The organism is Sphingorhabdus buctiana (assembly GCF_042680825.1).
Lineage (GTDB): Bacteria > Pseudomonadota > Alphaproteobacteria > Sphingomonadales > Sphingomonadaceae > Sphingorhabdus_B > Sphingorhabdus_B buctiana.
In genome coordinates this window covers 396,364-408,053 of the sequence record NZ_JBHUEL010000003.1, presented here as the reverse complement: position 1 = coordinate 408,053, position 11,690 = coordinate 396,364, and the positions used below count along the sequence as shown (strand labels likewise).

13 protein-coding genes and 1 tRNA gene are annotated in these 11,690 nt (G+C 57.9%); 10 read left to right on the top strand and 4 right to left on the bottom strand.

From position 1 onward, the window contains the following. From ACFSAG_RS05085 to ACFSAG_RS05065, 5 genes are all read left to right on the top strand, one after another. Window positions 1-1,234, top strand: a 1,234-nt coding sequence (locus ACFSAG_RS05085; RefSeq protein ID WP_381512022.1) for a hypothetical protein, incomplete at its 5' end; no start/stop codon positions are given. After that, the gene (locus tag ACFSAG_RS05080) at window positions 1,231-2,013 is read left to right on the top strand and encodes an HNH endonuclease (protein ID WP_381512019.1); all 783 of its coding nucleotides are present in this window, start codon (window positions 1,231-1,233) and stop codon (window positions 2,011-2,013) included. The genes ACFSAG_RS05085 and ACFSAG_RS05080, both read left to right, overlap by 4 nt. 491 nt (window positions 2,014-2,504) lie before the next feature. Continuing rightward, window positions 2,505-2,774, top strand: a complete 270-nt coding sequence (locus ACFSAG_RS05075) for a DUF3489 domain-containing protein (RefSeq protein ID WP_381512016.1) — start codon at window positions 2,505-2,507, stop codon at window positions 2,772-2,774. Next, the gene (locus ACFSAG_RS05070; protein ID WP_381512013.1) at window positions 2,774-3,202 is read left to right on the top strand and encodes a DUF2924 domain-containing protein; all 429 of its coding nucleotides are present in this window, start codon (window positions 2,774-2,776) and stop codon (window positions 3,200-3,202) included. Before ACFSAG_RS05075 ends, ACFSAG_RS05070 begins: the two co-directional genes overlap by 1 nt. Continuing rightward, window positions 3,199-4,833 carry a recombinase family protein gene (locus ACFSAG_RS05065; RefSeq protein WP_381512009.1) on the top strand — a complete coding sequence of 545 codons (1,635 nt, stop codon included), beginning with the start codon at window positions 3,199-3,201 and terminating at the stop codon, window positions 4,831-4,833. Before ACFSAG_RS05070 ends, ACFSAG_RS05065 begins: the two co-directional genes overlap by 4 nt. Before the next feature lie 400 nt (window positions 4,834-5,233). Here ACFSAG_RS05065 and ACFSAG_RS05060 read toward each other — a convergent pair. Further along, window positions 5,234-5,320 (bottom strand) — tRNA-Leu (locus ACFSAG_RS05060). A gap of 210 nt (window positions 5,321-5,530) precedes the next feature. On the opposite strand from ACFSAG_RS05060, the gene ACFSAG_RS05055 reads away from it, so the two are divergent. After that, a complete protein-coding gene (locus ACFSAG_RS05055; protein ID WP_381512006.1) occupies window positions 5,531-5,737 on the top strand; it encodes a hypothetical protein in 207 nt (68 codons plus the stop codon). A 7-nt stretch (window positions 5,738-5,744) separates the two neighbouring features. Here ACFSAG_RS05055 and ACFSAG_RS05050 read toward each other — a convergent pair whose 3' ends face one another. Then, window positions 5,745-6,629, bottom strand: a complete 885-nt coding sequence (locus ACFSAG_RS05050) for an MJ0042-type zinc finger domain-containing protein (RefSeq protein WP_381512003.1) — start codon at window positions 6,627-6,629, stop codon at window positions 5,745-5,747. Between the two features lie 148 nt (window positions 6,630-6,777). Here ACFSAG_RS05050 and ftsE point away from each other — a divergent pair, with 148 nt between their 5' ends. Genes ftsE through ACFSAG_RS05030 form a run of 4 tightly spaced genes read left to right on the top strand, consistent with a single transcriptional unit; the run spans window position 6,778 to window position 9,615 of the window. Next, complete coding sequence (gene ftsE, locus ACFSAG_RS05045) at window positions 6,778-7,491, top strand: cell division ATP-binding protein FtsE (RefSeq protein ID WP_374611958.1); 714 nt, start codon at window positions 6,778-6,780, stop codon at window positions 7,489-7,491. 8 nt (window positions 7,492-7,499) lie between these two features. After that, a complete protein-coding gene (locus ACFSAG_RS05040) occupies window positions 7,500-8,396 on the top strand; it encodes a cell division protein FtsX (RefSeq protein WP_381511999.1) in 897 nt (298 codons plus the stop codon). Continuing rightward, the gene (locus ACFSAG_RS05035) at window positions 8,393-8,923 is read left to right on the top strand and encodes a YdcF family protein (protein WP_381511996.1); all 531 of its coding nucleotides are present in this window, start codon (window positions 8,393-8,395) and stop codon (window positions 8,921-8,923) included. Before ACFSAG_RS05040 ends, ACFSAG_RS05035 begins: the two co-directional genes overlap by 4 nt. Window positions 8,924-8,928: 5 nt before the next feature. Further along, window positions 8,929-9,615, top strand: coding sequence for a lysophospholipid acyltransferase family protein (locus tag ACFSAG_RS05030; RefSeq protein WP_381511993.1), 687 nt, complete (start codon window positions 8,929-8,931; stop codon window positions 9,613-9,615). 15 nt (window positions 9,616-9,630) lie between these two features. Here ACFSAG_RS05030 and ACFSAG_RS05025 read toward each other — a convergent pair whose 3' ends face one another. Together ACFSAG_RS05025 and hisC are read right to left on the bottom strand one after the other, a co-directional pair. Next, window positions 9,631-10,536, bottom strand: a complete 906-nt coding sequence (locus ACFSAG_RS05025) for a prephenate/arogenate dehydrogenase family protein (RefSeq protein WP_381511990.1) — start codon at window positions 10,534-10,536, stop codon at window positions 9,631-9,633. Further along, a complete protein-coding gene (gene hisC, locus ACFSAG_RS05020; protein WP_381511988.1) occupies window positions 10,536-11,633 on the bottom strand; it encodes a histidinol-phosphate transaminase in 1,098 nt (365 codons plus the stop codon). The genes ACFSAG_RS05025 and hisC overlap by 1 nt, the downstream gene beginning before the upstream one ends. Between the last annotated feature and the right edge of the window lie 57 nt (window positions 11,634-11,690).

The following is an 11,690-nucleotide window of genomic DNA, read 5'->3' as shown; positions in this document are numbered from 1 at the left end:
TCATCTCTTCGGTCTCCTATTGCGAGCTCTAAACGCTCAGGTGACCGGCGCAAAACCGTTACAAGTCCACCTGCACTTACATGAGCGATCGGCTGAAGAAGTGCAGGGTGCTCTTTCGCGGGCTGGCAAGCATGTTGATGCGGCTCTTAACTTGATCGCTGGGCGCCTTGGACTTGATCACGACCGAGTTTTCTTCGGCCGGGGTGCAGTTCCTGTGATGGCCCGCTACCTCGACCTGCACAGCGGGCCGATGAGTCAGCAAGAGCGAGACAAGCTGCTTTTCTGGTATGCTCAGGCTGCCATGTGGGGGCGTTTTTCGGGTTCGACAGAGAGTTTCATCGACGCGGATCTTGAAGCTCTATCAGCCGGCGGGCTCGACCGCATGCTGGACGTGCTGCGCCTCTGGCACGGGGGCCTCCGCGTGGAGCCAGGCCATTTTACTGGCTGGAACATGGGATCGCGCTTCTATCCGGTGCTCTACATGCTTACTCGCATGGCCGAAGCTCGCGACTGGGGGACAGGTCTGCCTCTCAAGGCCGAGATGCTCGGCAAGCTCAGCAAACTGGAAGTCCACCACATCTTCCCCAAAGCCCAACTCTATAAGGCGAATTTCAGCCGGGCGGATGTCAATGCAATTGCCAATTTCTGCTTCCTGACCAAGGGGACAAATCTCAATATCTCCGATGAGCGTCCCGAGGTATATTTCGAGGAAATCGAAGCCAACCATCCAGGTGCGCTAGCATCTCAGTGGATACCGATAGATCGCAATCTTTGGCGGATTGAAAAATATCAGGACTTCCTTGCGGCGCGGCGTGAACTGCTCGCTGCCGAAGCGAACAAACAGTTGGCAGGCTTACTTGGCCCTGAAGCGGACCGCTGGCTATCGAATGCTGCGCCTGTTCTTGCTGCGCCAGCAGTAATCGGCGGCTTTGCCTCTGAGGCAGAAGAGAACGAATTGGTCGAGCTCAATGCATGGGTGCAAAATCGCGGATTGGCGGAGGGCTTATTGGGCTATGAGCTGGTGGATGATACCACTGGCGAACAGCGAGCCGTTCTCGACATTGCGTGGCCTCAGGGCGTCCGACAGGAGCTGACCGAGGCAGTCGCGGTCCTGATTGACGAAAGCGCCGAGTTAATGTCTTTGGCCAATTCAGCTGGGTTCAGATGCTTTACTACAGCAGATGCTTTCCGTCAGTATGTGGTTCATGAGGTTGAGGGTGAACCAGTGTCATGATCGATACAAAGACGCGCCTGACCGATTACCCTTTTGCCTTGCAATCAGAACTCCAGGATGCTGCTAACGAGCATGGCTATCGTATAGCTCAGGGGCAGGCAGCTGGGTGGCTGTTCTTTTCGTCTGCCTCGGCTCCGGGTGAAATAGCCGTCGCAGCGACAAAAAACGGCATGTCTGGCCCCTTCTTCCTGTCCGTCGCTCACCCTGGGGCTGCGCGGGAGCTGAAAGCTGAACCGGCGCAACCATGTGCAAAAGGTCATTCAGGCGCCTTTGCCTTTCCAGATCGGGGCGCGCTCTTCGAAGCAGTCAGTATCGTGTACCGCCTGTCACTGAGCCTTCCGACATTGCCGTATGAAGAGTACCTCAGGGATATCGCTGGCCTGGGAGACACAGAGGCAGAACGACTTCAGAAAGCTCGCATAGGTCAGGATCGCTTCCGATCTGCCTTAATGGACTACTGGAATGCGGCCTGCCCATTGACCGGAATCAGGGATCCTGCACTCTTGAAGGCCTCCCATATTATCCCATGGGCAGAATGCCATACGGACCAAGAGCGCTTGAACGTCCACAATGGCCTATTGCTCTCAGCCCTGTGGGACGCGGCCTTTGATAGCGGCCTTGTAACATTTGATGATCGCGGGCGTGCAGTACCTTCGCCGCGCCTGGGGGGAAGTGCTCAAGAAGCCCTAGGGATAGCAACGTCGCCGACACTCGTGCTTTCCGATGAGCACAAAAGTCGGCTCGAATGGCACAGAAATCACATTTGGATCAGTGCATAGTTGCTGCAATCTGGGGCAGAGGCATAGAGCGGAGTTGATGATGGGGCGTGCTCGACGAATGAGTGCTTATCTCAAAATTTCAACCAGAGTGTAAAATAAGTTCATCATTTTCAATGCGATAAGACCATCCACTAAATTAGGTCCGGTCGAGAGCTTCGGAGAATATCGGGCTTAAGAGAGCAAATTTGCCCCGGCACCGCAGATGTGCAGTGGAGAGGCTGTTACCTATAACCCTTGAAATGCTCGGGATTTTTTGCACCTAGCCCATGGAATATAATGATTCCAATGGGTTAAATGGCGGAGCGAGCGAGATTCGAACCCTCGGTAAAGTTTGAGCGCATTTGTCTTATTCCATTCGACTTCGGAGTGAGTTCGAGCAAATGTCGAATTACTGAATCGCGGCCCTCCAAGCCGCAGCCCTGACCGCAAGAACGGCAGGGCTTTGGGTGGTGGAAGCGGCGAATAGCGTCGCTCCGCAAGGAGAACCACCCATGACCACAAACAATTTTACTCAATCCACACGCCCACGACAAACATCCAAGCTGCTCGCTACGCGACCATCCAAAGCCACAATTGTTGCATCCTTACTAAGTCGGAAAACCGGCGCTTCTATTGCAGACATGGAAACGGCAACTGGGTGGCAGCCCCATAGCTACCGAGCTTTTCTATCCGGGCTGCGCAAACAAGGCCGGACGCTGCGAAGGTTCAAGCGGAACGATGGGACGAGCGTTTACAGATTGCTGCAGGTTGGAGCGTCCTAATGAGCCGCCGCTCCTACATGACGCTCGAGAAACTGGCGGGTCTAAACCCTGAGGCGATCAAAGCCGAATGGGCACGTCGTTTTGACGTGCCTGCACCAAACATCTCGCCTGAACTTCTGCGATTGGGGATTGCCTATAAATTGCAGGAACAAAGACTAGGTGGGTTGGACCGCTCGACACGTCTTTTACTACGCCAATTTACAACAAGAACTGGCGAGGAGAAGCAGCAGCTGGCACCCCGCAAACTAACCCCGGGAACCAGATTGGTCCGCGACTGGCACGGTGTTGGACATAGCGTGACAGTTTTAAAGGATGGCTTTGAGTATGACGGAAAGCATTGGAAAACGCTGACTAGCATTGCGAGTGCAATTACCGGCGGGCACCGAAGTGGCCCACTCTTCTTCGGATTGGTGGAGTCCAAGAAGTGAGGACACTCCGCTGCGCCGTTTACACCCGCAAGTCTACCGAGGACGGACTCGAACAGGAGTTTAACAGCCTGGATGCCCAGCGCGAGGCATGTGAGGCGTATATTCTCAGTCAGCGCCACGAAGGGTGGACATTGTTTCCCAATAGCTACGACGATGGCGGCTACTCAGGTGGTAACATGGAGCGTCCGGGCCTCAAGGCATTGTTGGCTGACATCGAGGCGGGGTTGGTGGATGTTATCGTTGTTTACAAAGTCGACCGCCTGACCCGAAGCCTCGCAGACTTCGCAAAAATCGTGGAGCGGCTGGATGCCAGGGAGGCAAGCTTCGTCTCGGTTACGCAAGCTTTCAACACTACCACCAGCATGGGACGCTTGACGCTCAATGTTCTCTTGTCTTTCGCGCAGTTCGAGCGCGAGGTTACCGGTGAGCGCATCAGGGACAAGATAGCCGCATCCAAGAAGAAAGGGCTGTGGATGGGTGGCCCGGTACCACTTGGCTATCAGGTCGTTGAACGGAAGTTGGTTCCTGTGCCCAACGAAGCCGAGCAAGTCAGGACCATCATGCAGAGATATTTGGAGATCAAGACAGCACCCGCTTTGCTCCAACAGCTTCAAAGCGAGGGTGTCCTAACCAAGGTCCAAAACCGGACTGGCGGCCCTCATCGGGGCGGCATCCCTTTCCGAAGGGGTAGCTTGTTTTACCTCCTCAAGAACCCCGTCTATCGCGGCAAGATCGTCCATAAGGGCAAGGTGTATGACGGCGAGCATGAGCCTATCGTCGATGCAGAGCTTTGGGATGCGGTACAGGCTCAACTCAAAGAAAAGGCACCGCCAAGAAAACGGTCGACCAATGACCGCCAAGCGGCACCCTTAAGAGGTCTGCTGAGCGATACCGAAGGCCGACCTATGGTTCCGACTTATGGTTCGAACAAAACACGGCGCTACACCTATTATGAAACGCGCAAGGATTTGGCACGACCGGGTGACCCACCTAGCACCCGTTTCCAACGAGGTCATCTCGAGCAACACATCATAACCCATCTTGAACAACTTCTAACCGACGAGCATTCGCTACGTCGTCTGTCCGGTGTCGAAGAAGCCGGGCAACTTCGCACGATGTTCACTTCTGCCCAGTCGCTGGCATCTCAGTTGCGTGAGTTAGGCAAAGTTGAACCAGTTCTGCGTTCGCTGGTGTCTTCAATCACTTTCAAGACAGACCAGATGGAGATCTGTCTAAAGCCGGATGCGATGGGTATCGCGATAGAAGGCCTTTGGAGGTGGTTCATTGCGCGTCCAACACAAAAGCCATTTCGTGAAGCCAAGTTGCGGATTGATTCCGAGGGATCGACACCCACCTCGGCTGACCTGATCGAACTCTTCGCTGACGCGATGGCCGCGCAGCGGCTTGTTTTTGAGTCACCAGCGCTCAGTCTAAACCAGTTGGCAAAACGTGAAGGGCGGTGCCGAACCCAATTGGCACGACTGCTCCGCTTGTCGTGGATCAGCCCAAAGATAATCGAAGCCATAGCTAATGGCTCTCAGCCCAAGGGACTGAGCCGCCGAACATTGCTCACTCAAGAGTTGCCGATCGAATGGGCTGCTCAAGAGAAGCTGCTAGGCTTTGCAGCCTGAACGCCAAGCGTATCCTAGGTGAAGCCGGGTTTTTCTGGACAGAGAAACCGGCCATTTTTTTGGCCTCTGTCAGCGTTAAGGCCAATCTCTCGCTTCACATAACTGAAATCGACCTATCAAACCGCGCAGAACTGCGCAGTTTTCAGGCATTCGATAACATGACGAGGTGAACAAGTTACCTTGTTGGACTGTCTGGTGCTTTCGAGAAGATTCGAATTTTATGACAATTCCCACCCAGATCTTGTCATTCCATGACACCGCCCAATCAGCAAAGCACAATACGCGCTAACAATGTGCCCCATGCCACTTCACGCACAGTCCAAGCACTAATATCGATGGTGACAGATTGCTCTAAAAGCGCGTCCACAAAATCATTGTTTTACAATAACTTAGGACTGCTTGGTGCGGTCAAGAAGACTCGAACTTCCACGGCCTTTCGGCCACAACGACCTCAACGTTGCGCGTCTACCAATTCCGCCATGACCGCACTCGCCCTGACAGGTAGGAGCGCGCCCCTAGCAAATGGCTATGGGTCGTGCAACCGCAATTGCACGATAATGTCTGCAACCGAAACTGTCGCGATTTGGGGCAAGTGTCGACATCGCTCGAGCTTTTTGCGGGCAGGAGAGGATTTGTCTGCAGATTAACCCTCTTTCGGGATTGCCGACGAGGGTTAACAAATCGTTAAACGCGGTCTGTGACTGGATGGATATCAGCCCTGACCGCTGCGGCGATTGCTGCAACCCCTGCCGTCCCTGTACGCGTTCAGGCGGTGGGCACAGCTACGGTCACGATCGTGCGGATGGAGGCTGTCGATCCGGCAAAGAGCGACCAGCGTGTCGAGCGCGGGACGGCGCGGCAAACAGGGCCACGCGACGGCGCCCCGCAAATCGACTTTTTCTGAAAACGGGTTAGCCGCCCAACGCCCAACCGACGCTGATGCGCGAAGCGGCCAGCGGGACGTCGCGGCGAAGCTGGCTGAAATCGGCTTTGGCGCCAGGTGCCAATGTGCGGACCGGTGCCTTCATCGTCCAGCTATAGACAGGACGTCCGCTGGCATCTTTCAGCGTCACCAGAAGTTCGGGAACGCGCTGTGTTTGTGCGGTTGGATTGACGATCGAGCCGCTGGCAATGAAATAGGGCGAACCGTCAGCATCGCGACCCAGTTCCAGATTGTCGTGCAGCACGATTTTGAGGTCAGGCTCACCAATCGATGAACCAAAACTGTTGTCGAGCCAGCCATAATACCATGTCGCAGCGCCAAGGCCCGTCACCAGTATCGCAAAGGCGATCGCGGCATAGGTCCACAGCTTTGCAGGATTGCGGCGCGGCCGGAACAGCGGTTCGCGCGCAAACTGGCTGCGCGTCTCTACCGGTTCAGGATCGGCGTAGACCACGGGTTCAGGAGCCGGCGCTGGTGCAGGCGTGGTGAAACGCTGGGGAAGCTCTGGCGCCTCTTTGGCTGTCACAGCCGGTTCGTCTGCGAAGGATGCGAATCCGGGGGCAGCGTCTGCCTCTGCCGGTACATCTTCCTGCATCGGCTCGGCCGCAGCTGCGACTGAGGGGGCCACCGATGGGCTTTCGTCGGTTTCGTTGGAAACGGCGTCATCTTGCGCCGGCTCCGCTGCTGTGGGTGGGGCCACGATCGAAGGTGCCGGGGGCGCTGGCGGGCTTTCGATGCCGCTCTGGAACCAGCTGTGCCGACAATTCGCGCAGCGCACCTGCCTGCCATTTGCGCCAATGGCGCTGTCGGGAACGACATATCGGGTCCGACATTCCGGGCAGATCAGCAGCATGGTCTAGTCATAGACACCAGCGATTCGCCGATGCAAGCATATCTGGCGATTATGCTGTGGACGGAGCGCGTTTTATCGCCATCGACGGGCATCCTGCCGTGCAACAAGCCTTTGCGAAGCCGCAACGAATATGCGATGCGGTTGCGCGATGCAAAGCGTTGCCGAATTCGATAATGTGGGCCTGCGGTACGGCACCGGAGCGGAGACACTGACCGATGTCAGCTTCAAGCTGTTTCCGGGCAGTTTCTACTTCCTCACCGGGGCATCCGGTGCGGGCAAGACGTCGCTGCTCAAGCTGCTCTATCTGGCACATCGCCCCAGCCGCGGGGCCATCCGCATGTTCGGTGAAGATCTGGTCGCGATGCCGCGTAGCCGCTTGCCCGGATTCCGCCGCAGGATCGGCGTGGTGTTTCAGGATTTCCGGCTGGTCCAGCATTTAAGTGCGTTTGACAATATCGCCCTGCCCTTGCGCATCGCCGGAATATCTGAGCGCGACCTTGTGGGCCCGGTGAACGAAATGCTCGACTGGATCGGATTGACCGAACGCTCGTCGGCCCGGCCTGCAACGCTTTCGGGGGGTGAGCAGCAACGGGTGGCGATTGCCCGTGCGGTCATCGGCAGGCCCGAAATGCTGGTTGCAGACGAGCCTACCGGCAACGTCGATCCTGATATGGCACTGCGCCTGCTCAAGCTGTTTGCCGCGTTGAACCGGCTCGGGACAACAGTGGTGGTCGCAACACACGATATCCACCTGCTGCAGGAAATCGAAGGTGCGCAGATGATGCGGCTCGACAAGGGCCGCCTTTCGGATCCCACCGGATCATTGCGCCATCCTCCGCGCCCTCTGGTTTTGCGAAATTAGGTGCGCGGATGAGATTGCCCTTCACCGCCAATCCGCACGAGCGACAATTGATACCCGACGGGCGCTTCACCGGCCCGATGCCCTGGGTGATGGCGATCATGCTGTTCCTTTCGTTGATTGCCGCGGCAGCCGCGCTGGCACTGGCACAGTCGGCAAGGCAGGGGAGCGAATCCCTGTCGCGGCAGGCAACGGTGCAGATATTGGAGACCGACGCCGATGCGCGGGTCGCGCAGCAACGCGAAGTCGCTTCGCTGTTGCGCAAACAGCCGGGCATAACGGCGGCGACTCTTGTCCCGGAAAGCGAAGCGCGCGCCCTGCTTGAACCCTGGCTCGGCGATATCGCATCGGACAGCGGCATTCCCGTCCCCGCACTGGTCGAGGTCGAATTCAGCAACGCGCCCGATGCAGCGCGGCTTCAATCGATCAAGCGAGACCTTTCGCGCATCGCGCCGTCGGTACGCATTGATGGCAATGCCCAATGGCTGAAGCCATGGTTCGATCTGATTGCTTCGATGCTCTGGCTGGCGCTTGCCATTGTGTTGCTGTTGCTCTTTGCAACTGGTGCAACCGTCGCCCTCGCCGTGCGCGGCGCGCTCAACACGCACAAGGGCACGATCGAAATCATGCATATGATGGGGGGCACCGACCTGCAGGTGGCGCGCTTGTTTCAACGCCGGGTCGCGCTCGATTCGCTTTTCGGTGGCGTGCTGGGGCTTGCTTTGGCGGTTGTCGTGATCCTGTCGCTAGGTGAGCGTGTGGCGGCGCTTGAACCCGGATTGCTGGCTGGCGCTTCGGTTCCGCTTTATGGATGGCTTCTCTTGCTGTTCATTCCAGTCGCGGTTACGGGTCTTTCAATGGCGATGGCCCGTTGGACGGTGCTATCGGCGCTCAAGAAGATGCTATGATCCGACGCTTCCTCTCTTCGATCCTGCTCATATGGATGCTGGGCTTCATGTGGTTTGCGATCTTTTTGCCGCAACCGGCCGAGCTCGAGCAGACCGACGGCGTGGTGGTGCTGACCGGCGGTCCGAAGCGGATCGACCGCGGGCTTGAGGTGATGGAAAAACGTAAGGCGCGTCGGATGCTGATTTCCGGGGTCGATCTGGACGTGAAGCCGGGGGAACTTGCCGCCGAGTATAAGCGCCCGATGAAGCTGTTCAATTGCTGCATCGACCTTGGTTTCCGCGCAGTGGATACGCGTTCCAATGCCCTTGAAACTGCCCGTTGGGTGGCACGCAACAAAATCACCACATTGCGCGTTGTAACGCATGACTGGCACATGCGCCGGGGGCTTTTGGAACTGGAGATTGCCTTGCCTGACGATGTCGAAATCGTTGCAGACGCCGTTCCGACGCGCCCGAGCTTCTACATATTGTTCCGGGAATATAACAAATTCTGGCTGCGCGGCGCGGCGGCAATTGCCGGCGTTTGAAACCCATGTTCATGCTGCGCTCACTGCTCTTTGGCATCATTTTCTATGTGGGATCGGTGCCCTATGTTTTGAGTGCACTGCTCGGCTCACGCATTTCGACGCCCCTGCTGCGCAAATCGGTGCATGGCTGGAGCCGATTCCACCATGGCTGTGCCCGGTGGCTGCTAGGCATCAAGACCGTGGTCGATGGCACCTTGCCGCAAGAGCCGGTGCTGTTTGCGATCAAGCATGAGGCGATGTTCGAAACGATCGACATGCCGCGCATGTTTCGCCTGCCGGCGGTGATCACCAAGCGGGAACTGTTTGACATTCCCGGTTGGGGCCCGGCCGCAAAGGCCTATGGCATGATACCCGTTGACCGGCAGGCCGGGGCAAGCGGCCTGCGCGCTATGCTGGCGCTGGCGCGGCAGATGCAGGCAGAGGGGCGGCCCATCGTGATATTTCCGGAAGGAACGCGCGTTCCGCATGGCGAGAGGCCGCCATTGCAATCGGGTTTCGCCGGACTCTACAAGCTTCTCGGGATGCCGGTTGTTCCGATCGCCGTCGACAGCGGAAAGCTGACGCCGAAGAATAAGCCTTGGTGGCATAGCGGGACAATGACGTACAAGGTCGGGGAAACCATCCCGGCTGGCCTGCCGCGCGAAGAGGTGGAAGCGCGCGTGCATGCAGCGATCAATGCGCTGAACGATTAGCCGCTTAGCCCGACCTCAGTGCTTGCGCCCGAAATCAGGGGCATCGTCATCCTGCCCCTGTTCGACGATCGAACGGCGGATATCGCGGGTGCGGGCAAAGAGCGCCTCAAGTTCGTCACCCTTGCCATAGCGGATCGCGCGTTGCAGCGCTGTCAGGTCTTCACTGAAACGCTGCAGCATTTCGAGCACGGCTTCCTTGTTGTTGAGGAAGACGTCGCGCCACATCACCGGATCGGACGCGGCAATGCGGGTGAAATCACGGAAACCGCCGGCGGAATATTTGATCACTTCGCTCTGTGTCACTTCACCAAGATCATCGGCAGTGCCAACGATGGTGTAGGCAATCAGGTGCGGCAGGTGGCTGGTAACGGCGAGCACCAAATCGTGGTGCCGCGCATCCATGATTTCGACATCGGCACCAAGGCGTTGCCAGAAGCTGGAGAGCGCCTCAACCGCAGCCTCGGGTGCATCGGCAGGCGGGGTGAGGATACACCAGCGGCCCTTGAACAATGTAGCAAAGCCGGCATCGGGGCCGCTTTTCTCGGTGCCGGCAACTGGATGCGCCGGAATGATGGTCGCCTGCGGCAGCGCTGCAGCCAGGGCCTCTGCCACGCTTTGCTTGCAACTACCCACGTCGCTGACAATGGCATCGGCCGGAAGATCGTCGGCTATCAGTTCGGCGACGGGTCCCATCGCGCCAACAGGGACGCACAAGACCACCAGCCCCGCATCGATGACTGCGGTACCGGCGATGTCGGCAATATCGTCGCAAAAGCCCAATGCGCGAGCGCGTTCGCGCACGTCTGGATCAGCGTCAAAACCGTTCACCCGAACATCGGGCATGTTCGCCTTGATCGCACGCGCCATCGAGGAGCCGATAAGGCCCAGCCCGATGATCGAGACGCGCGCAAAGGGCAGCATCAGCCGTGCCGTTCCAATATCTTGCGCATCGCTGCCATCACACCGAGATTTTCCTCTTCGCTGCCGATGGTGATGCGCAGGCCGTTGGCAAGCCCCTGCCCCGGCAGCCAGCGGACGATATAGCCTTCGTCCATCAGATCCTTGTAGACCGTCTCGGCGCTGACCTTGCCTTCAAAGATCACCATCAGGAAGTTTGCCCAGCTCGGGATCGCGCGAAGCCCATGGTTTGACAACGCGGAAATCTCCCCCTCCATCCAATCGCGCCAGTGCAGGTTATGCTTGCGGCTGTGCGCGACAAAATCGGTATCGGCGAGCGCGGCAATGGCCGCTGCCTGCCCAGCGCTGGTGACGTTGAACGGCGCGCGGATACGGTTCAGCGTAGCGATCAGGCCCGGTTGGCCATAGGCCCAGCCGATGCGCTCGGCAGCCAAGCCATAGATTTTCGAGAAAGTGCGGGTGATGAGGACATTGGCATGCTTGCGCGCCAGATCGAACGATGCGGGACCATCATCTTCCAGATATTCGCCATAGGCCTGATCGAGAACGAGCACGCAATCCGACGGCAATCCGGCATGGAGTCGCGCGATTTCGGCATCGTCGCTATAGGTGCCCGTGGGATTGTTGGGATTGGCGAGGAAGACCACGCGGGTCTTTTCATTAACCAGCGCGAGCAGCGCATCGACGTCGGTGCCATAATCCTTGTCGGGGGCGACAACCACCGTTGCGGCGCATTTACGCGCAGCGATATCGTATACCGAAAAGCCATAGCGAACATAGATGATCTCATCGCCTGCGCCGGCATAGCCCATCGCGATCAGGTTGAGCAGTTCGTCCGATCCGGTGCCGCAAACGATCTGGTCGGCTTCCAATCCATAAGCCTGACCCAGCGCCTCACGCAGCGCGTTCGAAGCCGGGTCGGGATAGCGAGCGAGCGTCGAACGCGCTTCCACCAACGCCGCCGTCGCCTGCTCACTGCAGCCAAGAGGGTTTTCGTTGGCCGACAGTTTGATCAGCACGCGGCCGTCATCGCTCTTCGCCTTGCCAGGCGTGTAGGCGTGAATGGCGTTGATCCAGGGTTTGGCTTCAGGCTGTGTCATGGCGCGCGCCATAGCCTTGCCCCGCCGCCCGTGCAACCAAGCTATTGTTTTAACCGC

Coding starts and splice junctions, on each gene's coding strand:
- ACFSAG_RS05080 (WP_381512019.1), top strand. CDS start 1,231: ATGATCGATACAAAGACGCGCCTGACCGATTACCCTTTTGCCTTGCAA.
- ACFSAG_RS05075 (WP_381512016.1), top strand. CDS start 2,505: ATGACCACAAACAATTTTACTCAATCCACACGCCCACGACAAACATCC.
- ACFSAG_RS05070 (WP_381512013.1), top strand. CDS start 2,774: ATGAGCCGCCGCTCCTACATGACGCTCGAGAAACTGGCGGGTCTAAAC.
- ACFSAG_RS05050 (WP_381512003.1), bottom strand. CDS start 6,629: ATGCTGCTGATCTGCCCGGAATGTCGGACCCGATATGTCGTTCCCGAC.
- ftsE (WP_374611958.1), top strand. CDS start 6,778: ATGCAAAGCGTTGCCGAATTCGATAATGTGGGCCTGCGGTACGGCACC.
- ACFSAG_RS05040 (WP_381511999.1), top strand. CDS start 7,500: ATGAGATTGCCCTTCACCGCCAATCCGCACGAGCGACAATTGATACCC.
- ACFSAG_RS05035 (WP_381511996.1), top strand. CDS start 8,393: ATGATCCGACGCTTCCTCTCTTCGATCCTGCTCATATGGATGCTGGGC.
- ACFSAG_RS05030 (WP_381511993.1), top strand. CDS start 8,929: ATGTTCATGCTGCGCTCACTGCTCTTTGGCATCATTTTCTATGTGGGA.
- ACFSAG_RS05025 (WP_381511990.1), bottom strand. CDS start 10,536: ATGCTGCCCTTTGCGCGCGTCTCGATCATCGGGCTGGGCCTTATCGGC.
- hisC (WP_381511988.1), bottom strand. CDS start 11,633: ATGACACAGCCTGAAGCCAAACCCTGGATCAACGCCATTCACGCCTAC.